General features: G+C 66.2%; 15 protein-coding genes. 6 read left to right on the top strand and 9 right to left on the bottom strand.

The features are described from left to right. Positions 1-97 (top strand): RtcB family protein (locus tag GJ743_RS17080; RefSeq protein WP_155050424.1); only part of this gene is annotated, 97 nt, incomplete at its 5' end. Positions 98-233: 136 nt separating this feature from the next. Here GJ743_RS17080 and GJ743_RS17085 read toward each other — a convergent pair. Together GJ743_RS17085 and GJ743_RS17090 are read right to left on the bottom strand one after the other, a co-directional pair. Next, on the bottom strand, positions 234-1,013 hold the full coding sequence (locus GJ743_RS17085) for a hypothetical protein (RefSeq protein ID WP_155053117.1): 780 nt from the start codon (positions 1,011-1,013) through the stop codon (positions 234-236). Next, on the bottom strand, positions 1,010-2,077 hold the full coding sequence (locus GJ743_RS17090; RefSeq protein ID WP_155053118.1) for an NERD domain-containing protein: 1,068 nt from the start codon (positions 2,075-2,077) through the stop codon (positions 1,010-1,012). Before GJ743_RS17090 ends, GJ743_RS17085 begins: the two co-directional genes overlap by 4 nt. A gap of 374 nt (positions 2,078-2,451) precedes the next feature. Here GJ743_RS17090 and GJ743_RS17095 point away from each other — a divergent pair, with 374 nt between their 5' ends. Beyond that, positions 2,452-2,673 carry an HTH domain-containing protein gene (locus tag GJ743_RS17095; RefSeq protein ID WP_155053119.1) on the top strand — a complete coding sequence of 74 codons (222 nt, stop codon included), beginning with the start codon at positions 2,452-2,454 and terminating at the stop codon, positions 2,671-2,673. A 123-nt stretch (positions 2,674-2,796) separates the two neighbouring features. Here the strand turns inward: GJ743_RS17095 and GJ743_RS17100 are convergent, their stop codons facing one another. From GJ743_RS17100 to GJ743_RS17120, 5 genes are all read right to left on the bottom strand, one after another. Next, entirely contained in the window at positions 2,797-3,852 is a 1,056-nt protein-coding gene (locus tag GJ743_RS17100; RefSeq protein WP_328289305.1) for a DUF429 domain-containing protein, read from the bottom strand. A gap of 14 nt (positions 3,853-3,866) precedes the next feature. Continuing rightward, entirely contained in the window at positions 3,867-6,959 is a 3,093-nt protein-coding gene (locus GJ743_RS17105; protein WP_155053232.1) for a DUF3427 domain-containing protein, read from the bottom strand. Positions 6,960-7,009: 50 nt separating this feature from the next. Further along, a complete protein-coding gene (locus GJ743_RS17110) occupies positions 7,010-7,429 on the bottom strand; it encodes a (deoxy)nucleoside triphosphate pyrophosphohydrolase (RefSeq protein WP_328289306.1) in 420 nt (139 codons plus the stop codon). A gap of 41 nt (positions 7,430-7,470) precedes the next feature. Beyond that, on the bottom strand, positions 7,471-8,583 hold the full coding sequence (locus tag GJ743_RS17115; RefSeq protein WP_155053120.1) for a PDDEXK family nuclease: 1,113 nt from the start codon (positions 8,581-8,583) through the stop codon (positions 7,471-7,473). 381 nt (positions 8,584-8,964) lie between these two features. After that, the gene (locus tag GJ743_RS17120) at positions 8,965-11,406 is read right to left on the bottom strand and encodes an AAA family ATPase (RefSeq protein WP_155053121.1); all 2,442 of its coding nucleotides are present in this window, start codon (positions 11,404-11,406) and stop codon (positions 8,965-8,967) included. 463 nt (positions 11,407-11,869) lie between these two features. Between GJ743_RS17120 and GJ743_RS17125 the strand changes: the two genes are divergently transcribed. The 4 genes from GJ743_RS17125 to GJ743_RS17140 all read left to right on the top strand — a co-directional run bounded on the left by GJ743_RS17125 (position 11,870) and on the right by GJ743_RS17140 (position 21,366). Then, complete coding sequence (locus GJ743_RS17125; RefSeq protein WP_328289307.1) at positions 11,870-16,735, top strand: DEAD/DEAH box helicase; 4,866 nt, start codon at positions 11,870-11,872, stop codon at positions 16,733-16,735. Beyond that, a complete protein-coding gene (locus GJ743_RS20270; protein WP_155053122.1) occupies positions 16,732-17,574 on the top strand; it encodes a GIY-YIG nuclease family protein in 843 nt (280 codons plus the stop codon). The genes GJ743_RS17125 and GJ743_RS20270 overlap by 4 nt, the downstream gene beginning before the upstream one ends. Before the next feature lie 40 nt (positions 17,575-17,614). After that, on the top strand, positions 17,615-18,565 hold the full coding sequence (locus tag GJ743_RS17135) for a hypothetical protein (RefSeq protein WP_155053123.1): 951 nt from the start codon (positions 17,615-17,617) through the stop codon (positions 18,563-18,565). 1,145 nt (positions 18,566-19,710) lie between these two features. Then, on the top strand, positions 19,711-21,366 hold the full coding sequence (locus GJ743_RS17140) for a S8 family peptidase (protein ID WP_230386882.1): 1,656 nt from the start codon (positions 19,711-19,713) through the stop codon (positions 21,364-21,366). A 194-nt stretch (positions 21,367-21,560) separates the two neighbouring features. Here the strand turns inward: GJ743_RS17140 and GJ743_RS17145 are convergent, their stop codons facing one another. Continuing rightward, positions 21,561-23,075: a PucR family transcriptional regulator gene (locus tag GJ743_RS17145; protein WP_155053124.1), complete on the bottom strand. Its 1,515-nt coding sequence runs from the start codon at positions 23,073-23,075 to the stop codon at positions 21,561-21,563. After that, positions 23,072-24,163, bottom strand: a complete 1,092-nt coding sequence (locus tag GJ743_RS17150; RefSeq protein ID WP_155053125.1) for an S-methyl thiohydantoin desulfurase domain-containing protein — start codon at positions 24,161-24,163, stop codon at positions 23,072-23,074. The genes GJ743_RS17145 and GJ743_RS17150 overlap by 4 nt, the downstream gene beginning before the upstream one ends. Between the last annotated feature and the right edge of the window lie 5 nt (positions 24,164-24,168).

A 24,168-nucleotide genomic window follows, 5' to 3' on the forward strand; every position in this document is an offset into this window, starting at 1 on the left:
GGCGTACAAGCCGATCGATCGGGTGATGGCGGATGCCGCGTCGCTCGTGCGGGTCCGGCACACGCTGCGGCAGGTGGTGAACGTGAAGGGGGACTGAGCGGGGTCGCTCGTGACCGCTCAGAAGGTGACGGATGCCGCGGCTCGCGCCCGCCCGGAGACGGGTGGGCGCGGGTCGCGGCGTTCCGTCGCCCACGGCAGCGGAACGTGGGCGAGCAGAACTGCCCGCCGGCTCGCTACGCAGTCGCAGCTCTCCCGGTCGCCCTCCGCAACATCCCACCGAGCCCGATCGAGTCCGCGAGTTCGTAGAGTTCAGCCTCATCCGGATGCGACGGGAGCACCGAATCCCACGCAGCGAGCGCCAGCGCGAAGCTGATCACCTGCGTTCCGAGCGCGAACTCGAGGTGGTCGTAATGCGGCCGCTGGACGAGCTCAACGCCTTCAGGGTTCGACGTCGTCGCCGGGACCTGTCTGGAGTACTCGTTCAGGAGTGGCACGCCGCCATGGGATGCCTCGGAAAGAATCCGGTAATACGTGTAGAGGCGCTGACCATCAGGAATCGCCCTGCATCGACGCTCGAACACGCGGGCCTCCGTCTTCACAAAGTCCGCGTTGGCGCTGAGGATCCGATCGATCGAGGCGGTGTCTGCGGGAGCGTCCGGTCGGAGGCGCGCCATCGCACTCGCAAGATGGCGGCTTTGGCGAGCGGCCTCATGGACCGAAGCGCGAACGCCGGTCGGGTCCGACGCCCACCACACCGCGTTGACCGCGCACTCGAGGCTGAGCCTGATCAGGGGCGCGGTGGACAGGTAGATGTTGCTGCGGATCAGCTCGATGACCGAAGCGGTCAGTTCGGCGATGTGCTCGACTTGGACGTGGATCGCAATGCCGGGCATCGGGGTTCCGTCGAGCAACGGGATGCCTGCGCCACCGTCACGTGCGTGCCAGATGCCGAGTAATCGATGCAGCACGGCGATCGATTCGTCGGCGCTGGGAACCTCGGCTTCGGATGTCACTGCCCGCCTCCGCGGGTGTTCACGACATAGTTCAGTCCGATGATCGCGGCGCCGACGAGCAGTGCGGTCCGAACGAGTTCAACCCAGAGCTTCCGGCGCCGGCTGGTCGTGCGGGAGGACGGTGCGGTGGCGCGCGACGCGCGAGCGGCTGCGGCCGGCTTGGTAGGGCGCCGCGATCCGCTGGTCGTATGACTCTGCTCCAGACGCTTCTCGAGCAAGGAGAACGCGGTGAGCAATGCCACCGGGTCGGAAGCGACGAGCCGGCGAGGGCTCCACGTCTGGGGCCGCACGGCTGCTGCGACGATGCGCTGCACCTGAGCGTCGCTATACGCCCTGCGTTGCTGTAGCGCACCGAGGAGTTCAGAGTCCCGAACGACTCGGATCCGTACGTCGCTCGAGTCAGGCTCCTGCTTGACGGTGAGCTGACGTGCGCCGACGAGCACGATGATTCCCGTCACCTCCACCGTCAGCCCGCTCTCCCGAGCCAGGAGCTGCTGGGCACGCCGAGCCTCGTGAACGGCGTTGCGGATGTAGGGCTGGTACTCGCCGTTGACCTGCAGAACGTTGCCCGCAACCCAGATCGACTTGCCGGCATGGTGCTTCGTGTTGATCGTGAACGCCCCTGGCGGACCGACGATCACATGATCGATGTCGCTCCCATCGGTGCCCACCGGTACGGAATGGAGCACGGTCCACTCCGGGCCGAGCCGCCCCAGCAGCCATCCGATATGCCGCTCTCCGACCGCGCCGGTGTGCCATGAGCGGAGTTCCTCGACGGGTGGGGCAACGCCGGCAGAACCGGCGTCCGATGCGGCGAGGTGCTCGAGCAGGGCCTGCGCGGGGAGTCGGCCCCGCAGGTCCGTCATCAGGCGGGTCTCAGTCGCGCCTTCTGGGAGATACGTCTCGAGCGCATCGGGATGACGCGGGTGTACGTGCTCGGTCCACGACGTCCCGGACCACCAACGCCACTGCTCTGCTTCCCAGTCGACGTACCAGCCCTTCGGTGCGGGCGGTGGTGTGACGGATCGGCGCGATCGCTCGGCGTCCGGTGTCGTAGGGGACATTCGGTCACGGTAGCCACTTCGAGGTAGATCTCGCTGTCCCCAGATCGCGGTGCATTCGGCGGGCGGCGCCGCACGCCGGTTGACGGCATGCCGGAGTTCACGCGGTACATAGCGGAGCTCACGTGGACGCAGCACTTCGCGTTCCTGAACCGCGAGGAGTTGAATGCACAGGGTAATTAGTCAGGTCCCGGAGTGGGTCCGCGTGCCGGTGTAGGAGTGGAAGCGCATCAACTGCCACCCCAATTTCACGCTCGGAGACGGGCGGGTCCGGCTCTCGATCGAGAGTTCGCCGAGATGTAGGCTCCGACTGCACGTTCCTGGACGAAGGCATCGGAGATATGGTCGCCCTCGCCGCACCGAGAAAGGGCCTCCGGATGTCCAAGGCATTGCACGAAGCGATAGAGCAACTGTTGCAGGAGGTGGGGCATCCGTTGACGACTTCGGAGATCGCCGACAGGCTGAACCGGAGCGCGGGCTACTCGAAGGCAGACGGCTCGGCTATCACGGCGTTCCAGATCCATGGCCGGACCAAGAACTACCCCCAACTCTTCATTCGCGATGGCACGCTCGTATCGCTCGCCGGCTGGAATGGTTGAGCATCGTCGGACGATCTCATTGAGATAGTCGAGAACCCGCGCCGCCGAGCAGACGATGTCGGCTCATGTTGTCGTGGTGCTGCACGTTCGCCGACCGAGGATGTGGGTCGAGCAATAGGGCTCTCAAACGCATCCGCTATCCGTGGCGAGAGGTGTGAGGGCGCCGGTCTCTGCGCGAAGTGTTCGTCCGTCGTCATTCAATCGGAGATGCAGCTTGCCATTCACAGGGAAGGACAGGACTTCGCCAGTAGAAGTCTGAATCTCAAGCGTGTCTACTCGGCCGAGGTCTGCGTCGATGTGCAGCTTCAAAGCGCTACTCGTTGCCGTCCTCCCCATCGAGGAGTGAACTCGGTGGCTGATCCGCTTCCCACCCGGCCGGCCTGACTTTCGCTGCTCCGGCCGCGCTGGGGCGATGATCGTCGCGACTCTGCCCTCATCATCCGGCTCGGAGCCAGCACCCAGCACTTGGCAACGCTCCATGCCGAAACGGCCCCACAGCGCGGAGGTCCAAGCGGCGATCGCGGCATCGAGAAGGTCTTCACGATGCTTATACGGAATGTCAGCGAGTGGTGAATGCTCGTCGAGCAACGTCTGTGTCAACGTATGTGAAGCGAGGTCAATCGGCGGATCGCTGTCTCTGAATCCAGCGAAACGTCGAATGAGCTCATCGCATTCGCGAGCGCGAAACTCTCGACGCTCCGCGGGCGTCATTGTCGAGACCATGCGCTTGTACCTGGGGCGCTCATCGTCATAGCCGAACTCGGACGCGCCGACGAGCGTCGTGTACGGGTAGCACTCGAAGAAGGTCGCTGAGCTCGGTTCGCGGGCACCGAGACCGCTCCAGTATCGAAAGCCAGCTTCTTCGAGTCGATCGCGCAGCGAGATACCGGCCTGCCAGCCCCGACCAAGATTGGTCGCATTCGCTGACACCTGCCAGCGACCGTAGGCCCGGCCGACCTCTCTCTCGCAGTCGCGCATCCCCGTCGCATTGGATACGACCAGCGGCGCATCGACGGCGATCAGACTGGAGGACGTTGCTCGCGCCGTGAGCCACGAGACAACTGCATCGATGCCCCGAACCCATCCCGCATCGAGAACGATGCCCGCGTCGTCGATCATGACGAGGCCGGTCTCGTTTGCCGCCTTACGCTCGTTGCCCTCGCCCCAGGCAAGGTCCACGCCAATAAATGTGCTCACGCTGCCACCGCGCTCGCCGCGAGGAACAACTCCATCGGCATCGAGTACTTCAAGCGCCACGTGATCGCGATCGGCCGCTCACCCTCGTGCGAGACGTACTCGGCTGGCCCCAGGAAGATATAGGGGGCCGTTCCGAGATCGTTCTCCTTCGCCTCGCGAACGAAGATGAGGATGTTCGTGCCCAGCTCTCGGTGACGCAGATACCTCTGCCCCGTCTTTGAGTCGACCGACGTTGTCGACTGAGACTCCCAATGAAACAGTGTTGGACTGAGCGCGAAGTCGCGGTAGAGGGTCGTCGCCGAGTACTCGCGCTCCGACTTCCTGAGCGTCACGAAGAACACATCCGATTGGAGTTCCTCGATCCAGAGCACACCTTCGCGGAAGTTGTTCGGCGTTCGGCCCGAACGCGCCCATCCGAGTCCGGCGAGGATCTCTTCCCGCTGGTACTGCGCGTGCACGCGAAGGGGGAGAGCGGGCAATGTGTCAATGACGCGGGTCAGTCGCGGAGTCTGATCCATGCTGAGCTCCACCACTTCGGCCATCTCTGCCGAAGCTGCAGGTTCCCGTTGCAGCGAGGCGAGACCAGTTTCAACGTCTGCGAAACCACCCCCGTTCGGCCAGACGGCGTAGAAGAGCATCGCCGCGTGCGCGCGTTGCAGGCCCGTGAGCTGCCTGTAGTTGCGCGTTCCGCGAAGGAGACGCGAATACGAGTCTGCGCGTTCGGGGTCATCGACATGTGCGACTGCCCGTACTCGCTTCAGTACAGCTGGTTCGCCCGGCCCAGGCGGAGGAGTTGGAAGGCCAGCTTCCCGCTTGATGGTCGTCCACGTCCGAGTCGGCGTCCCTGATCGAAGCACGTCGCTGAGCTCGAGCCCGTTGATCTCGAGGAAGTGTCGAAGGCTACCCGTATCTGCGCTGCGCGCCTCGGAAACGAGCTCACGCGTGGACAGGCTGAGTTGGTTCCGGACACTCTGCAGCACGACTTCGCGGCTGACACGGTCCAACACGATCTGCGAGCCGGCGGGGAGGAAAGGGAATCCAGACTCGATCTGCTGCCGGATATCTCTTCGGCTCGCGCCAGTGAGTGCGCGGAAACGCTTGTCGAATCGGAACTCCTTGCGATGCATTCCGACGAAGTCGAGTGCCGTCAGCACCGGCTTGGCATCGCTATGACGGAGCCCCCGACCGAGTTGCTGGATGAACACCGTTGCGCTCTCGGTCGGACGAAGGAACAACACGGTGTCGACCTCCGGGATGTCGACCCCCTCGTTGAGGACGTCGACGGCGAACACTGCGTTCAGGTCTCCGTCGCGCAGTCGTCGAAGGATCGATTCCCGCTCATCCGCAGGGGTGTCACCGGTCAGCGCGCTGGACGGCACGCCGGCATCCTGGAAGACACGCGCCATGTACCGCGCGTGCTCGACGCTGACGCAAAATCCGATTGCGCGCATCGCGGCGAGGTCTCCGACCTTGTCCCGCACCTGGTTCAGGATGATTCGCGCGCGCGCGTCGTTGCCGGTGAAGAGATTGCTGAGCTGTGACTCGTCGTATCGGCCGCGCTTCCATTCGATGCGGCTGAGGTCCGTTTCGTCCGCGATCCCGAAGTAGTGGAATGGCACGAGGAGGTCAGCATCGAGGGCATCCCACACGCGAAGCTCGTGGGCGCTTCGCCCACCGAAGTACTGTCGCACGTCGAATCCATCGCCTCGTTCCGGCGTCGCAGTGAGGCCGAGCAACTCCTTGGGCTGCAGATGGTCGAGCAGTCGTCGGTACGTCGGGGCCGCAGCATGGTGAAACTCGTCGATCACGACAACGTCGTAGGCGTCTCTACGGATGGCCCTGAGATCGAGGCGTGCCAGCGATTGCACCGATGCAAAGACGTGTCGCCACCGGCTCGGCATCGCACCGCCGTAGAAGGCCTCGCCAAAGCTTCCGTCCGAGAGCACTTCACGGTACGTCCGAATTGCCTGCGTCAGAATCTCACCGCGATGCGCGACGAACAGCAGACTGAGGTCTTGCCCGTCGGCCTTCGCCCGGAGGTTGCGATAGTCCATTGCTGCAACGACGGTCTTGCCCGTACCTGTCGCCGCGACGAGAAGGTTGCGGTGGCGGTCGTGAGTCTCCCGTTCAGCATCGAGCGCCTCAAGCATCTCGGTCTGGTGAGGGTAGGGGCGCACGTCAAGCCCGGAGAGCGAGACCGTGACGCGGTCAGTCTGTCGGCGTCCGGACGCTTCGGCGAGCGCATCCTTCAGCCTCGCCTCGTCTCGATCCGGCTCATAGGGCTCGAACGTTTCGTCAGCCCAGTAGCTGCCGAACGTGGCGCGGAACTTCGAGATCAGGGCGGATGTCGCGACAGCGGAGAGACGGACGTTCCACTCGAGCCCGTCCAGCAACGCAGCCTTCGAAAGATTGGATGAGCCGACATACGCCGTGTCGAACCCGGTGTTCCGTTCGAAGAGCCACGCCTTTGCGTGAAGTCGGGTCCGCCGGATGTCGTACTGGACCTTGATCTCGGCACCAAACTGCTCCACGAGCCGCCGGAGGGCGTGCGGGTCGGTGGCCCCGATGTAGGTCGTGGTCACGACCCTCAACCGGCCGCCCCGCTCGCGCAGTCGGCCAAGCGGATCTTCGAGCAACCGCAGGCCCTGCCACTTCACGAACGCGCAGAGCAGATCGACGTTGTCCGAGGTATCGATCTCGGCTCGAAGTTCGTGGCCGAGCTGAGGCTCATCTCGTGCGTTGGTCAGGAGTGCAGTCTCTCCGAGTGGAATGACCGGACGCACATCGGGGTACGTCAGCACGCCTGGGCCGGTCTCGGGGGCGAGTCGTTCAAGGACCTGAAGATCCGGTTCGAGAAGCTCGTCCATTACGCCGAGTTCCTCAAGGACCCGGTTCACGGCGCGCACGCGATCTTCCGCAGTGTGCAGGTCGACCAGGGCGCGATGTGTTGCGCGCGCAACGTGCTGCGCAAGGAGCTCAGTGGCATCTCCATCCGAAACGCGCGACAACCGCTGCATTGAGGCGGGCACCCTGTCAAGTTCACGACGAAGGTGAGCGGTCAATGGGCTCTCATACAGTCCATGCATCATTCGGATGCGCTCGGCGACCGTGTGTTCGTCGTGCGGCACCTCTGACGATGTCATGACAGAGCCGCCCGTTCCACGATTGCGGCAACCGCAGGGAGATCCGGCGCCGCCCAGCCCAGGCTACTGAGATCCCGAAAATGAACCCACGTCAGCATGTCGTGATCGGTGCTCGTCTTGGGGCGCGAGCCCGCAAGAGTCACGTCGTAGGTAGCGAGGTCGATGATGAGGTTGCCGACTTCGGTTCGCGAACGATCAACCAGGTCACCGATCTCAACCTCAACCGTCAGTTCTTCCAGCAGCTCTCTTCGGAGCGCGGCTCGGGGATCTTCGCCGGGCTCGACCTTCCCGCCCGGGAATTCCCATTGCCCTGCCGCTGCCTTCCCCGCGGCACGCCGGCAGGCGAGCACGGTTTCGCCATCTCGGATGGCGGCGGCGACAACTTGCAGTTCGGTCTTCTCGGTCTCGGACGTCACGATGCTGAACCTATCGATCGAGGTGGGTCGCGATGATGAGCTCACTCATCCCCACCAATTTCGGTCATGAGGCGTTCGAGTACGCCGACGAGTTCTCGAAGTGCGCCGGGCAGGACGGACGGCTCGAATACATAGCCGTTCAGCTTCGTCCCAACTGGTCTTGCGCCGGGCACGCGCGCGAGCCGCTCCGCGAAACGCCGAACCGCGGCGTCGACGCTCGGCGTCTGCTCCAACGAAGCGGAGTCGAAGCCGAACGTGGCGAACTTCGCGCCGTACCAATGGCTGCCCTCGGGCAGCAGCCAGCCGATCGACAACGGCTGCTTCCGGTCGATGGTGGTGAAGCGGATCGACGCGCCCTTGTCGCGCCACTTCACCTCCAGCCCGAGCGACGTTACCGCGGCGATCAGGTCGCGCATTGCTTCTCGGCTCTCGCCCTCGGGGAATGACGCGAGGAGTGCCGATTCGTCGGCTTGCCCGACGGATGACGTCCGAGCTGCAGCGCCAGTCCGCTTCGGAGGAGCCGCGACGACCTGCGCGGCGTGGGCAAGCAGCTCCGCGCCCTGGAGCTGCACGACTTCAACGAGGAAGAACCGGCCAGCTCGCATCGTGGCGTTCAGGTATTCGAGGCTTGTCTGCATGGCGGGAGTGAACCGCTGCGCGGCAACGACGTAATGGAAGTCGCCGGTATCGAGCACCTCCGCCAGTCGTACGAACAGGGCTTCATGATCCTCGGGCGTCAGTTGCCAGTCAGTCAGTGCGATCGCCTCATCGAGCGTCCCTGCTGAACGGAACGAAGGCACGACATGTCCGCCCGCGAGATACCGCTGCACGATGCCACGATCGAAGTCCTCCACGGTGAGTCGCCACAGGTCGGACCCGTAGTCGATGAGCTGCGCCAGAGCGTGCCGAAAGTCTGGGTTCTGCGGCCCAGTCTTGAACTCGATCAGCACGATGTCACCGGACCTCGACAGGCAAAGCAAGTCGATGTAGCCCGACGCAAGCGCCGTTTCACGCCCGACCACGAGCAAGTCGCCATCGATGCCGAGATCGTCGGATGGCACGAGCTGCGGCTGCGCCTTCAGCACCTCCTGGAGATGATGCTCGTTCGGTGCCGGAACTTCGACGAGGTCGAAGGTCGAGCCATCACGCTGCATCAGGACCCGTCTTGGCATGTCGATTCCCCATTCCACCGTTGGCGTCTGACTCCAGTCCTGACACCAGTTCTACGAGACCACTGACCTCCGCCGCACTCGGCGTGAGTTCAAACGCGTGGTAGTGCGACGCGTTCGAAAGCCGTGACCACGCGTATTCCGCTCGCTGCGCGAGCGTCGGGTCGACGTCTCGGTAGGCCACCTCGAGTGCGCTCAGCTTCGACCTCATCGTTGCGCGAGGTGCCGACATTCCGCGTTCTGCGAGAAGCGACGTGACGGCACGTTCGAGGGCGAGTCGCGACATCCAGCACGCCACTCGCAGGGAGTGGGAACGCACGCGGTTGCCACCGCTCAGCGCGCGGCGAGCCAAGTCGAGCTCAGCGCTCATCTCACGCCGTTCCTGATATCTTCGACGATCCGCCCGACGGCCTCGAGCGCATTGCGCGGGTCGCCGTTCAGCTGCGAGTGCGCAGCAGACGTGGCGACCCCGACCCCAGCCTTCCGGTAGTGCGAGCGCTTGTCGATCCATCCGTCAAGCGATCGAACCTCACCGTAGAGTGCGAGCGAGATGCGCTGCGAGGTCTTCTTCGTGTCGGTCCAGGTCGTCTCGATGTCCGCGTGCGGCGTCCCGGTGCTGAGCGCCTCAGTGAAGTAGCGGTCTCGCGCCTGTGCCTCGACCGCGAACCGCAGGAGGCCGGGAAGGACCTTGCGCAGCACGTCGTCAGGGACCTCGTCGTCGCGCACCAAGGCGGCCGCGTCGCGCAGGTACCGCTGCGGCGGGTCGAATGCGACATCCACCCTCACGCGCGAGCCCGACTCGCGCGTGACCTCGAGGATCTGGGCGTTCAGGTGCGCGCGGCGAACGGCCGCGGCGAATCGGTCGTCGTGCGAGAACACGATGACCTGGCGAGTCTCGGCGATCCTGCCGAGCACGCGCACCAGCCCATCGACCTTCGCTGGGTCCATCGCCTGCACCGGGTCGTCGAGGACGACGAAGCGGAACGGGCTCTCGGGCAGGGTCGCCCGCGGCAGGAAGAGCGCAAGCGCGAGCGCGTGGAGCTCGCCTTGGCTCAGTACCGTGAGGCCGGCCGCGTCGGTATCGTCGACGGATGCCTCGATGACGACATGTCGACGGGTGTTCGTGCTGTCGAGCTTCAGCTTCGAGATCTCGACGTTGCTCTCCTGCCGGAGGTACGACCAGATCTCCTTCGCCTGCACCGCGATGGGCGCGAGCCGCTCGTTCTTGAGGACGCTGTCGTGGTCCTTCAGCCACTTGACCGCGTGCTTGGCGCTCGCCGCGTCGACCTTCTGGGCGTTCCAGCGTTCCTGCGCCTCGACGTACGCGCTGAGCCGCGTCGCGGCGGCCACCCATTCGTCATCGCGGGCATCGGCGACCTGCTTGGCGGCGCGCTGCAGCTCGGCAAGCGCGAGCGCGACATCCGGATGCCTCGTGGTGAGGTGATCGGCCAGGTCGAGGTGCGAAGCAGGCAAGGTCGCCCATTCGGTCCACGCCTCGCGCGCGAGGGCGGCGAGGTCGCCGAGCTCGCCCACGTCGAGGTGATCGAACGCCGAGGGCACGGCCTGCACGAGGCGCTCGGCATCCGTCCGTGCTCGCCGAAGCGAGTCGGTTGCGGCGCGCAGGTTGGCCACCTTCACCTCCGCGCCGTCGATCTCGGAACGAGCAAGCGCCGCCCACTCGCCATCCACTCGCCCGACCGCGCAGACCGGGCACGGGCTGTCGCCGTCATGGTCGTGCAGCTTCAGCGCGGTCGTCAGCAGGTTGACCCGGAGCTCGAGTGCGGTGGATGCGTCGTCGCCCACGATTGCGGCCTGCTCTGTGGCCGTGCGCAACCGCGCGACGGCTTCGTTGACCTCGCCGGATGACGGGAGATGCAGCCCGAGTACTGCGTGCAGCGGATCGCCCGAGCGGTCCGTCGACTCCGAGACTCCCGTGGCGATCGCGCGAAGGGAGGCCAGGTCAGGGTCACGCTTCCTGAGCGCGGCGCGGGCTGCCTGGGCGCGCTCATCGTCGTCGGCGATCGACTCGAGAGCACCGACAGCCGAACGCTTGCGGTCAGTCGCCTCCTTCTCGGGAAGGCTGAGCTGCTTGGCGTGCGCTTCGAGCCGCTTGACCGCGCCGGCCAGCTGCTCGAGCCCGAGCACGTTCGCGAGCTTGTCGTAGAGCTTGCTGGGCTCAGAGGTCAGGATGGCGCCGAGCTCGTCGTACGTGAGGAGCGGGCGGTATGTGGCGAGCGGCGCATCCCAGCCGAGCGAGGCAAGTCCGGCCTCTCGCTTCTGCCCGGGGCGCTGCAGGAAGGTCGTGTGCGCGTCGCGCGCCGCTTCGGCCTCCCACGCCACCCCGATCTTCGTCTGACCGACGTGCTCCTCGGTGAGCGTGACTTCGATGGACGCGGGGTCACCGTCGTGGAGGTTCCGCCACGCGCCATCCCACGCTGCCCCGCGCCGCTCCTGCCATCGCGCAGTGGTTCCCAGCAGCGCAAACTCCAGCGCTTCGGCGAAGCTGCTCTTGCCCGACCCATTGCGCCCGGCGATGACGGTGAGTCCGGGCGTCGGGCGGAAGTCGAGCTGAGCCTGCTCGCCGATGCCGCGGAAGCCCTGAACACGGATCTGCTTGAGAAAGGCGCCGGATGGCTCGGGCTGGGCGTCGTTCTCCAAGGCCCGCTGTCGCGCAGGTGGCTGGTAGTTCGCAACGTCAGCGAGTGCCGCGTCGCCCTCGAGTGCCGCGACGATGAGCAGCTGCACATCGTCGGTGAGCGCGTCATCGGAATCGAGTCGGGTCTCGATCCAAGCGGTGAGGTCGAGCATCTTTGGTCCTTCGTAGGGGAGGCGACGCCTTCGAGGCTACGAGTGGGCGAATAGTTGGCGGGAGAGCGAATTGCCCTGGGTCCCTCGAACTGGGGGCATGTCTGGTCGAGTCCACTGACCGCGCGATCCACATCGACGCGACAGCACGGGATGCGGGATGGTCTAATTCCGCTGCTCCTGGACGGGAGGCGGCAGCGTGGCGTTCAGCGGGACCGGGCGGGAGATTCATGCCGCGCGTCGCCGGGCCCGGCGGCCCAGCACCTGCTCAAGTAGGCGGAGATGATGAATCGGGTCGCTTGGCGCGCGGGGACGAGCCCGAGCCCATCATCCCAGATTCCTGCGCCTCGCGAGCACGCGCTCTTCAATGACGGCATGTTCGACGAACCTCGTCCGGGGCACGTGCCCAGCTACCCCGGCCCTCGGACCATCGCTAGATTCGTAATACCCGAACACTGGAGGTTCTGTGCCCGTCGGTATCCGCGACGTCCTGTCCTACATTCGCGACTCGGCGATCGATAAGCGAGATCAGGGCACCCGTTTTGAGTGGCTGATGCGTTCGTACCTGAAAACTGATCCGACGTACGCCACGACGTACTCCGACGTCTGGATGTGGAGCGAGTACCCGGGGCGGAACGGCCGGAAGGATGAGGGCATCGACCTCGTCGCGAAGGATGCGCTCACGGGTGAGCTCACCGCCATCCAGTGCAAGTTCTACGACGAGGGCACGTACCTGACGAAGCCCCACCTCGACGGTTTCGTGTCCGCGTCGGCGAAGGATGGCGAGTTCGCGCGCCGCATGTTCATCTCGACGACGGACAACTGGAATCAAGCGGCCGAGGCTCACGCAGAGGCGCTGGGCATCACCCGGATCCGGGTGCAAGACCTCGATGCGAGCCCAATCGACTGGGGCGCGCATATCACAATCGAGATCCCCGAGACCGGCCTGTCGCTGAAGCCGAAGAAGCAGCCGCGGCCGCATCAGGAGGCCGCGATCGCCGACGCGCTCGAGGGCTTCGCAGAGCATGACCGCGGCAAGCTCATCATGGCGTGCGGCACTGGCAAGACGTTCACGAGCCTGAAGCTGACGGAGCGCGTGGTGCCCACGGGTGGCACCGCGCTCTTCCTCGTGCCTTCGATCGCGTTGCTCTCGCAGACGCTCAAGGAGTGGAAGGCCGAGTCCGAGGTTCCGATCCGGGCATTCGCGGTGTGCTCAGACGTCTCGGTCGGCAAGCGTAAGGCTGGTCAGGGCTTCGATGAGGACCTCACCATCATCGACTTGGCCTATCCCGCGACGACGAACGCCCGAAGGCTCGCGGCGCAGTTCGCGAAGATCCCGAAGCACGCGGACGGCATCGTCGTGGTGTTCGCCACGTACCAGTCGATCGGCGTGGTCGCCGAAGCGCAGTCGCTCGGGGTGCCCGCGTTCGATCTCATTGTCTGCGACGAAGCCCACAGAACCACGGGAGTGACGATCGCGGGCGGCGACGAGTCGGCGTTCGTGAAGGTGCACGATCAGAGCTACCTCGCCGCGCAGAAGCGGCTCTACATGACCGCGACGCCGCGGATCTTTTCCGACGCCGCCGTGGCGAAGGCCGGCGAGAAGAACGCCGTGCTCGCCGATATGAACGATGAAACGCTCTACGGTCCGGAGTTCCACCGGCTCGGTTTCGGCGACGCAGTTTCGAAGGGTCTGCTCACCGACTACAAGGTGCTGGTCCTTGCGGTGAACGAGGGTCATGTGTCGGGCCGTTTCCAGCGATTGCTGGCCGACGAGAAGAACGAGCTGCGGCTTGAGGATGCCGCGAAGATCGTCGGCTGCTGGAACGGGCTGTCGAAGCGTTCGCTCCTGCCCGAGGCGTTCGCCGCTGACCCTGACCCGATGCGACGTGCGGTCGCGTTCGCGGCGAACATCAAGGAATCCAAGAAGATTGCCCGGATGTTCCAGCAGGTCGTCGAGGCCGAAATTGAAGCGCTGGAGGAGGAAGCGGCCGAAACCGCCGAGAACAACGAAAGGACTACGGACCCGCAAACCTATCTGCACTGCGAAGTCGACCATGTTGACGGCACCTACAACATCCTCGAACGCAACCGCCGCCTCGACTGGCTGAAGGAGGAGGCTGACGCGAGCACCGCCCGAATCCTCACCAATGCCCGCTGTCTCTCTGAGGGCGTCGACGTGCCCGCGCTGGACGCGGTCATGTTCCTCAACCCACGCAATTCGCAAGTCGACGTGGTGCAGTCCGTCGGACGCGTGATGCGCAAGCTTGAGGGCAAGAACTACGGGTACGTCATCCTGCCGATCGGGGTGCCCGCCGACATGGATCCGGCGACCGCCCTCGACGACAACGAGAAGTACAAGGTCGTCTGGCAGGTGCTGCAGGCGCTCCGGGCCCATGACGAGCGCTTCGACGCCGAGGTGAACAAGCTCGACCTGACCCGTCGCGAGGATTCCCGCGTGCAGGTCGGCGTGATCGGCCAGGGCGGCACCAGCGATCACCGTGAACGTGAGGGCGATTCCGCGGCGACCGACACCGAGCTCGACATCGATTGGACCCTCACTCTCGAGCGCTACCACGACGCGATCCTCGCCCGCATCGTCGACAAGGTCGGCACGAAGAAGTACTGGGAGACCTGGGCGAAGGATGTCGCCGGCATCGCGACTTCTCAGATCACCCGCATCCGCACCGCGGTCCACGACGGCGACGCCGAGCTGAAGACCAAGTTCCAGAAGTTCCTCAAGGGCCTGCAGGACAACCTCAACCCGGCGATCACCGAGTCGGACGCGATCGAGATGCTCGCACAGCACCTCATCACCCGCCCGGTGTTCGAGGCGCTGTTCGACACCTACCGCTTCAGCGAGCACAACCCCGTCGCGCAGGTCATGCAGGGGATGCTGGATGCCCTCGCCGGCTCGCACCTCGAGAAGGAGACCGAGCAGCTCGAGGGCTTCTACGAGTCCGTCCGCGTGCGCGCCGAAGGCATCGCGACCGCGGCCGCGAAGCAGACGATCGTCAAGGAGCTCTACGAGAAGTTCTTCCGCACCGCGTTCGCCGGCACGAGCGATCGCCTCGGCATCGTCTACACGCCGAACGAGATCGTCGACTTCATCATCCACTCCGTCGACCAGACGCTCCGCGCCGAGTTCGGCTCCACACTTTCCAGCGAGGGCGTGCACGTCCTCGACCCGTTCACCGGCACCGGCACCTTCGTTGTCCGCCTCCTGCAGTCCGGGCTCATCAGCCCGGCCGACCTGACGCGCAAGTATCTGACCGAGCTGCATGCGAACGAGATCGTGCTGCTCGCGTACTACGTCGCCGCCGTCAACATCGAGGAGACCTACCATGCGCTCCTCGCCGAGCACGCGGGGTCGGATGCTCCGGACTATGCGCCGTTCCCTGGCATCGTGCTCACCGACACCTTCCAGATGAACGAGGACGACGACGAGTTCGACTCCGCCGGCGTGTTCCCCGAGAACAACGAACGCGTTATCGCTCAGAAGAACCGCGACATCCGCGTCATCATCGGCAACCCGCCCTACTCCGTTGGACAGGCCAGCGGCAACGATGACAACCAGAACCTCAAGTACAAGACGCTCGACTACAAGATCGAGCAGACGTACGCGAAGCTCTCCACCGCGCAGAACAAAAACAGCCTCTACGACTCCTACATCCGCGCCATCCGCTGGGCCAGCGACCGCATCGGCGAGCAGGGCGTCGTCGCCTATGTCTCCAACGGCGGCTTCATCGACGGCAACACCGCCGACGGCCTCCGCAAGACCCTCGTCGACGAGTTCTCCTCGCTCTACGTTTTCAACCTCCGAGGCAATGCACGTGGCGCTGGCGAGTTGCGCAAGAAGGAAGCAGGCAACGTGTTTGGCGGTGGTAGCCGCACCACTGTGGCGATCTACCTGCTCGTAAAGAACCCGTCGGCCGCCGAGCATGGTCGCTTGTTCTACCACGACATCGGCGACTACCGCACCCGCGAACAGAAACTCGACATCCTCGCCGAGGCCGTCGACCACGCCACCGTCGAGTGGACCGAACTCACCCCGAACGAACACGGCGACTGGGTGAACCAGCGCAACGCAGCCTTCGCAGAATTCACGTTGCTCGCGTCCAAGGACAGGGCCGATCAGCTGAGGCCGCGCTTCCTCCAGGCATATTCCGCCGGGCTCCAGTCGAACCGTGACAGCTGGGTGTACGGCTTCTCAGCCGACGCGGTTCGCGAGAATGTACAGCGCATGATCGCGAACTACAACGCCGAAGTGCGGCGATGGGTTGCCGAGGGGCGGCCGAGACCAGTCGAGGGGTTCGTTACGAAGGACCCGGCGAGCGTCAGCTGGTCGCGAAGCCTGCGAAACCATCTCGCGCGCGAAAGGCACGTAGAGTTCGACAAGAGTTCGATTAGGCGCTCGGTCTATCGACCCTTCTGCGCGCAGAACCTCTATTTCGACGCGCACATGAACCACGAGCGTTCCCAGCAACCCAAGTTCTTCCCGGATGCGGACACGGAGAACTGGGGCTTTTACCTCAACGGCACGCATGCCGCGAGTGAGTTCGCTGCACTCGCGATGGACTCAATTCCCTGCCTCGACATTTACGGCAAGGGCGGCCAGTTCTTCCCGCGATACCACTTCGAGCCAGTGGCATCCGATGATCTGCTCGCCGGGCTCGAAGACGACGGCGCTGGGTATCGCCGCATCGACAACGTGACCGACGAGATTCTCGTCGACTACCAGGCGAGCTTCGGTGCCGACGTCACGAAGGACGACATCTTCCACTACCTCTACGGCCTGCTCCACAGCCCCGAGTACCGCGAAACGTACGCCGCTGATCTGAAGAAGATGCTCCCACGCATCCCCAAGGTCACCGCGTTCCGCGAGTTCGCCGCGGCCGGCGCCGAGCTCGCCGCCCTGCACCGCGACTACGAGTCCGTCGACCCGTATCCGCTGGAGCTATCGGGGAAGTCCGCCGGCGAACCGACGCACGACTTCGACCGCTATCGGGTCGCGAAGATGCGCTACGGCAAGAGTGGCAAGAACGTCGACAAGACGACCATCGTCTACAACGCCGGCATCACGATCACGGGCATCCCACTTGAGGCGCACGAGTACATGCTCGGCTCGCGCAGCGCGATCGACTGGGTGCTCGAGCGCTACCAGGTCAAGACCGACAAGGCCTCCGGGATCGTCAACGACCCGAACGCCTGGGCCGAGGAACACGACGACCCCCGCTACATCCTCGACCTCATCGGTCGGGTCACCGCGTTGAGCGTCCGAACGGTCGAGATCGTCCGCAACCTGCCCGGCCTGGACCAGGTGACACCGTGAGCGACGTGTTCGGCGAGGCCGTGCACGAGGAACCGCCCGTTCCGGCTCGCTCGCCGCAGCAGGAGATCGAGGATCTCATCCTCGCCAACGAGGGCCGGCTCGGCGACGTCCATCGGCTGTCCCAGGAGGGATTGAGCCCCGAGGAGATCGCGCAGCGCCTCGACGTCGCCACCGTGGGGTTCGTGTACACGTATCGCACGTACGCCGCCGCTGCGCTGACCGGCAGGGTGCCCGGCGGCACGCACCTTCGGCGCGGGACGATCAGCGCACTGAACTCCCTCGTGAAGCGCGGGCGCGACGAGCTCTCGCCGGGGGCGATGCAGTTGCTGCAGGCTAACCGTGCCGCCGTCGAACGGGCCGCTAGGGATGAGGAGATCTCGCCTGCCGAGGCCGCCGCGGACGTGGAGGAGAAGAAGCAGGCGATGCTCACGCTCGCCGAGCTGCGCGGGGTGTCGGGGATCTACGCGTTCTCCTACGGCTGGTACCTGGAGAGCCCGGTCGACCCGGCTCGCGGAACGACGCTAATCAAGGTCGGTCGAGCCGACGACGTCGCGCTGCGGATTCAGCAGCACACCTCCGGAGCCCGTGCCCACATGCCCGAGCCGCTCGCGCTGCTCCGCGTCTACGCCCAGGAGCCCGGCAGCCTCACCGAGACGGAACGCCTCTTCCACGATCTCCTCGAGGCAGCCGGTCACGGCAACCCGCGGAGGCGGGGCCTGAACCGCAGCGAGGTGGGACGCGAGTGGTTTCTCACCAGCGAGGACTACCTCGACACCGTCGCACGAGCGCTTAAGCTCCGCACGCTGTATCTCGGATGGTCGGAGTTCGGCGGCGACTGAGCGAAGCGCCTGAACTGTGCCCGGCCATGGCTCGGGCACGATGACATCCTTCAAGCCCGTCCCGCAGGACAAGCCAACTCAGATGTCACCTACGCGTGCACCAGACCCTTTCGTCGAGTTGTCGCGAGAGGGAGAGAACAAGGTCACGATTCCGTTTGTGGCGGGTAAGTCCAAACTCTCCGACGAGGGCGTCGAAAAGACGCTCGTCGTTCGCAACGTAGAGATCCTTGGCCCGACGCCCTACATCGGCGGCACGGTGAACGTTGCGATTGGTCTCGTCGCTTCCGTTGCGAACGATTACTTCGACAATCTCGTCGGCGTGCTGGAATCATTCAGTGACGCGCTGGGCGGCAAAGCGCTGAGTGAGTCGCTCAACATGGTGGAGCCGCTCAAAGAAGGAGCGGAGTCGCTGCTGGGCATCGGCGATCTTCGACCCATCGTTGGAGTACAGAACGGCTTCGATGCCGCCGAGGATGGCGGCATTGGGGTACTCAAGACTGGCCTCTATGCGGTTGTAAACGTCGATGAATCTGAGAACTTTGGCCCGTGGCTGCCTTATCAGAATGATCAGCTCATGGCTGAGTACAAGGATGGGAAGACTCGGCCGGTCGATTTCGACTACTTAGTGTTCCGGATTGAGGCGACGGGTGAAATGCCTGACTATCGGAGGTTCCCAACGCTGAACCGCTTGAAGTCAAAGGTCATGGAGGCTGCCATCGCCGATCCGAAGCTACGATCGAAGGCATACAAGGACGCAATTGCGGCGTTCGATCTGGCGGTGCTCGCTGACGCGGACTTGGTAGGTGCGCATCGCGTGCAGATCCGGGACGGTATCCGGAAAGAAGTGCGACAGATTGTCGGCGTTGACTCTTCGGCTCAGTCCGTGGAGCTTGATACGAAGAAGGGAGCCAGGTCGAAGTCAATTGCTGCCTCCGCGAAGTTCGGACCGAAGTGGGATCGTGCGGTCCTGATGGCTAGGCGCATCACATGACGCGCGTCCGGGCCTCATAGAGAATATGCGTGAAACTGACGACGTGAGCGATCAAAGGCCGATCTTCGGGCATATCCGCGATGGGGTCCAACCGGTCGAACCTAACCAGAGACTGGTTCGTCGCACGCTACGGGGGCGCACAACGTGGCGAATCAGTCAGTCGTGTGCAGCGAGCGACCCGGGGTCAGATTCCTTCGCGACCTGCCAGCCTGCGGAGAGAGCCGGTTGAGTGCGCTTGGGGGCGGCCCCATGCTTTCGGGCGGCGCGGGTATCGCCGCGGCCATCCGCTAGGGCATGGGCCGGTTGATGGCTCTATCTTCCTCCGTCCTATCGAGATACTGTCGTCTCATCGCACTTGGGCAAGCAAGGGGGCGGCTATGACCGGGCCAGGCGACAGCGACCTCGATCTCTACCCCTGCTCACGATGTCATGCAGATGGCAGGCGCGAAGCGACGTACTGCTGGAGGTGTGGCCTCGACAATCGCCCGGCGAACCAACAAGACTCGCATGCTCCTCGCATCTCCAGCGCCAACTATCTCGACTCATATCCATGCTTCGTCTGCAATTTTGATGAGAGACGGGATGCCAACTTCTGTGAGCAGTGTGGCACCGATCTCAGGCCGGACAGCCAAAGGGGGCGGCCAGTTCTTCCACTCTGACATGAAGCCGCGATGCCAGTGATATTGCAGTGGTTTGGTGCCCGGAGTCGGTTCGAGTTCGATGACGCGTTCGGGCCTGGATCCTCGCGAACTTGTAGGTTCGGAATGCGCGGGCCGCGTGCTGCGGCAAGACGCGGGCTCATCGGTTGCTGATCAGGCGGACATTCCCTCTCTTCTGCCCGGACTACCCGAGCCGGGTAAAGCTGCGCCAATCAGCGCCTCATCAACGACACCTGTGAGTTTCTCCCGACGGCGAGAATGCAGCGTACGCGCATGGCGTGGCGGCAATCGGTACGGCTCTATGCGGTCGCGGCCGGCCGAGACATCCGCCCCCCAGTTGTCATAGCCTCCGGGCCCACCCCGATGCATCCGCCCGCACCCCGGCGCATGATCCCCACGTAACCATCGAAAGTGGCCGGCCGCCCGCGCGCGGCGCCCAGCGCACGCGCGCGCACGACCGCCATCCCGAACGGAGGGGAGCGGATCATGGGCATGATCGACGGCAAGGAACTCGACCCGGTCGAGGCGCCGGAGGTGCAGCGGCGGGTGGTCGTGAAGGTCACCGACGCGGCGCGGCGCGAGCGGGCGCTGAAGGAGCGTCCGGGTGAGCGGCGGGCGGGGGAGCGGGAGGACGACGTCGGCCGCGACATGGTCGATGCGTTCGCGTACCTCGGGGATGTGATCGCGGAGTACCAGGATCGGGTGGCCGCGGAGGCGTACCTCGAGCCGATGGTGGGGCGCGACGAGCAGGAGCGGCTCGGGCGCGGGCGGCGGGCCCGGTTCGACGGGTATGCGGCGATCACGGTGCGGGACGAGGCATCCGCTGCCGAGCTCGCCAAGGAACTCGACGCGCGCGACGACGTCGAGACCGCCTACGTCGAGGGCGGCCCGACGCCGCCGCCGACGCCGCCGCCGGTGAATGCTGGCGACGACCCGCGCAGCGGGAACCAGGGGTACCTGGATGCCGCGCCCGACGGCATCGACGCGCGGTGGGCGTGGGGTGCGACGGATGGCACGGGCATCGGGTTCGTCGACCTCGAGCAGGGGTGGACGCTGAACCACGAGGACCTCGCGGCGGCCGGCATCACGATCATCTCGGGCGTGAGCCAGGCGTACCACGGGCACGGCACGGCGGTGCTCGGCGAGGTCGTCGCGGTCGACAACGCGAAGGGCGGCGTGGGCATCGCGCCCGAGGCATCCGCCCGGGTGGTGTCGCAGTTCCGCACGTCGTCGACGTACAGCACCGCGGCGGCCATCATCTCGGCGGCCGACGCGATGTCGCCGGGCGACGTGCTGCTGCTCGAGGCGCAGACCACCGCGGCCGGGTCGTCGACGACGTACCTTCCGGTCGAGGTCGAGCAGGCGGTGTTCGACGCCATCCGCGATGCGGTCGACGTCGGCATCGTGGTCGTCGAGGCGGCCGGCAACGGCGGCAACGACCTCGACGACTGGGCGGATGCCTCCGGCCGGCACCTGCTGAAGGTCGGCGACGCCGACTACCGCGACTCCGGGGCGATCATGGTCGGCGCCGGGGCATCCGCCGCGCCGCACTCGCGCCTGTCGTTCTCGAACCACGGCAGCCGCATCGACTGCTACGCGTGGGGCCAGAACGTCGACACCACGGGCGACGGATGGACCGGCACCTCGACCACGGCCTACACCGGGTCGTTCGGCGGAACGTCCGGTGCCAGCCCGATCGTCACGGGCGCCGCGGTGCTGCTGCAGAGCTGGCAGCGAGCGCGCTCGGGGCATCCGTTCTCGCCGGGCACCGTGCGCACCTGGCTGTCGTCGTCGCTCAACACGCCGAGCGCCGACCCGGCGACCGACCGCATCGGGGTCATGCCCGACCTGAAGGCGATCTGCGAGCGGATCGAGTGGAACGACCGGTTCAAGGGCATCGACGACCGGTTCGTGTACTGGGTCTACATCCTCTTCGGGATCATCAACGATGCGCCCGGGCTCATCTGGGTGCCGGGCAAGGGGCCGGTGCCGGTGGATCCGGACTGGCGCGACGTCGCGGTGCGCGGGCGACGGGAGCTCGTCGCGGCGATCGCGCGCGAGGCGCGGGCATTCGACGGGCGGTTGACGGCGAAGCAGCTGGATCGGATCGCGGAGAAGGCGTTCAAGACGCTGGGGCGGTGAGGGTGAACCTCGGCAGAGGATGCCGCGTGAGAATCCTGCAGATGATCGCCCACAGGGTGACATCGGCGGGATTCTCATGCGCTTGATTCGAGCATCAGTCTCCGCCCCGCGCGCGCGACCGTTGCCGATTTCGTCATGTGCACGGTCGCGCACATGAGGGAATCGCACGACCAACCCGACGCGGTGCGCGGCCCTCAGTGCCGCACGACCCGGCAGGCGAGGTGCAGTGCCAGCCGCGCCTCGGGGTCGTCCATGTCGATCCCGAGGAGTTCCTGCACCCGCTGGATCCGGCTCGAGACGGTGTTGCGGTGCAGGCCGAGGGCGGCGGCGGTCGGGGCGATGCCCGACTCGTGGTCGAGGTAGGCGGCGAGGGTCGTCAGCAACTCGCCCCCGCCCTCCTGAAGCGGGGCGAGCAGTGACTGCGCCGCGGGCACGAACGTGTCGTTGTCGGTCCACGCCAGCAGCAGCTGCTCGAGCCCGAGGCCGTCGACCCGCACGAACCAGCCCGTCGCCGACCGGCCCATCGCGACGCGCGCGGCATCCGTCGCCTCGTTCAGGGTGGTGAAGAGACCCGTCGACCCGCTCTCGAGCGACCCGACGCCGGTGGCCACGTTGAACGAGCGGCGACACGCGACGTGGAGGTCGCGCAGTGCGGAGATGAGCGATTCGACCTGGGTCGGCGTCGGCGGTTCGACGAAGGTCAGCCACCCGCTGACGCCGCGGCCGCTCGTCGTGGCGTGCGAGTCGGCCGGGATGTCGCCGAGCCGTCCGGTCACGAAACGCAGGAGCTGGAGCGCATCGAGACGGGAGCGCCCGATGATGCGGAACCCGAGGTGGTACCCGGCCGTGCGCCAGCCGCGCTCGAGCATCCGGCGCTCGACGTCCGCCTCGGGGGCTCCGCGCAGGTCCACGAAGTCGCGCAGCACGCCCGACGACACCGAGGCGTCGTTCACGTCGGCGACCTCGTCGATGAGGATCCGGGCCGCGACGGCCGGCATGGCCACCTCCGCGGCCACCGCGAGCGCGCTGACCTGCGCCTCGCCGAGACCCGTGCCGAAGAATCCGAGGCGCAGCCCCTCCCGGCTCGGGCTGTCGACGCGGACCGACGCGAACGTGCCGCCGTCGCCGGTGCGGGCGATGTCGACCCACGGCGCGAAGTCGACCGCGGCGTGAACGGCGGGATCGAGGTGTCCGCCCGCCTCGGAGAGCACGCCCTCGGAGTCGACGAGCGCGATGCCGTGGCCGACGTTCGCCGAGAGGTTGCGCAGCAGGTCGCGCAGGCCCTCGGCGTGGTACTCGATCGACTGGGCGACCTTCCGCACGACCTCGAGGCTGAGGGCGTCGCGCGCCTCGAGCAGGTGCCAGCACGCCTTCGCGAGCACCATCGGTCGGTCGACGTGCAGGATCGCGAGCCCGAGCCGGTCGGCGAGCGTTCGGGTGCCGGTGCCGAACCCGTCGGCGTGCGGCAGTGCGAGGGCGGCGTAGCCGCGGTCCCGCGTGCGGCGGACGAGGGCGTCCTGCTGCCATGGGGAATCGGGCGGCGGCGCGGTGAGGATCGCGAGGCGGTCGGCGCCCTCGTCTGGCAGGTCGGCCTCGGTCGATTCGATGGCGACCTCGCTCCACCCGGCGTCGGGCGGCCCGGCGATCAGGCGCAGGCCGCCGTTCGCCGGGTGGGCGAGCAGGGCGCCGAGGCCGAGTCGCTCGGTCATGCCGCACCGTCGAGTCCGGTCGGCCCCACGAGCCCGGCCAGCCCGCCGAGTCCGGCGAGCCCGTCGAGTCCGGCGAGCCCGTAGACCGAGGGCATGACGTGTCGCAGGCGCCGGGGGTCGGCCGACCACCACCCGGGTGCAGGGAGCTCGATCACCGCGACGTTGCGTGACATGGTCAGGTCGGTGACCTCGAGGATGTCGCGCGAGACGGCGTCGAGCGTCACGATGATCGAGGGGGCGGATGCCTCGAGCCGGCCGTCGGTCATGAACGCGAGCGTCTCGGAGCGGGTGACGATCCGGTGCACCTCGCCGTGCATCCCCTCGACGTCGACCGCGTTCACGTGCGGATCGCGGGCGTCGGGCTCGATCGCGGTGATGCGGCCCTGGCCGAGCACGCGACCGTGGAGCGCGGCGGCGAGCTCCGGCAGGGATGCGGAGCGCGTGGCGAGGTAGCCCTCGCCGAGGCGCAGGGCGCGCTCGGTGCTGCCGTGCACGGCGTGCTCGACGAGGTCGCCGACCGTGAACCCGGCGAACACCGTGCCGCCGACCCCGCCGGCCTGCACGATCGCCGACCGGATGAGGGTCTCGAGGTCGACCGGTCGCCGGGCGTCCACGAGCATGACCCCGCCGGCTCCGGTGTCGCAGGTCGCGATCACCCCGGGCACCTGGTCGACGAGGAGCGACATCTGGTCGAGGCCGGGGACCGCCCGGCCGGTGAGGTCGGCGTCGAGGACCATGCGCTCGCCGGCCACGACCATCGGGGTGAGGCCGTTCATGCCGCCGCCCTCGAGCGAGCACACGGCGGCGGCCGGCTCGCCGACCCAGCGCTCGGCAGCGGCGATGAGCTCGTCGAACGGGCCGTCGCCGACCAGGCGTTCGCCGAGGAGCATCGTGGAGCCGACGAACGCGCCGCCGAGGCACGGCAGCGACGGGTCGAGGTCGCGCACGTCGTGGATGGTGATCGGCCAGAGCGAGGGATCCGCGAGCAGCAGCTCGAGCATCGTGGTGCTGCCGCCCCCGCCCGAGCCGAGCAGCGAGAACCCGCGGCCGAGCGCGGGCAACTGCGCCAGCTCGAGGGTCCTCGCCATGCCTG

Origin of the sequence: Agromyces bracchium, from assembly GCF_009709675.1 — a bacterium.
GTDB classification, from domain to species: Bacteria; Actinomycetota; Actinomycetes; order Actinomycetales; family Microbacteriaceae; genus Agromyces; species Agromyces bracchium.

What these genes read in the sequence shown, in the direction of transcription:
- GJ743_RS17105 (WP_155053232.1), bottom strand. Translation starts at nt 6,959, where the DNA reads ATGATGCATGGACTGTATGAGAGCCCATTGACCGCTCACCTTCGTCGT.
- GJ743_RS17135 (WP_155053123.1), top strand. Translation starts at nt 17,615, where the DNA reads ATGACATCCTTCAAGCCCGTCCCGCAGGACAAGCCAACTCAGATGTCA.
- GJ743_RS17120 (WP_155053121.1), bottom strand. Translation starts at nt 11,406, where the DNA reads ATGCTCGACCTCACCGCTTGGATCGAGACCCGACTCGATTCCGATGAC.
- GJ743_RS17090 (WP_155053118.1), bottom strand. Translation starts at nt 2,077, where the DNA reads ATGTCCCCTACGACACCGGACGCCGAGCGATCGCGCCGATCCGTCACA.
- GJ743_RS17145 (WP_155053124.1), bottom strand. Translation starts at nt 23,075, where the DNA reads ATGACCGAGCGACTCGGCCTCGGCGCCCTGCTCGCCCACCCGGCGAAC.
- GJ743_RS17115 (WP_155053120.1), bottom strand. Translation starts at nt 8,583, where the DNA reads ATGCAGCGTGATGGCTCGACCTTCGACCTCGTCGAAGTTCCGGCACCG.
- GJ743_RS17095 (WP_155053119.1), top strand. Translation starts at nt 2,452, where the DNA reads ATGTCCAAGGCATTGCACGAAGCGATAGAGCAACTGTTGCAGGAGGTG.
- GJ743_RS17140 (WP_230386882.1), top strand. Translation starts at nt 19,711, where the DNA reads ATGGGCATGATCGACGGCAAGGAACTCGACCCGGTCGAGGCGCCGGAG.
- GJ743_RS17150 (WP_155053125.1), bottom strand. Translation starts at nt 24,163, where the DNA reads ATGGCGAGGACCCTCGAGCTGGCGCAGTTGCCCGCGCTCGGCCGCGGG.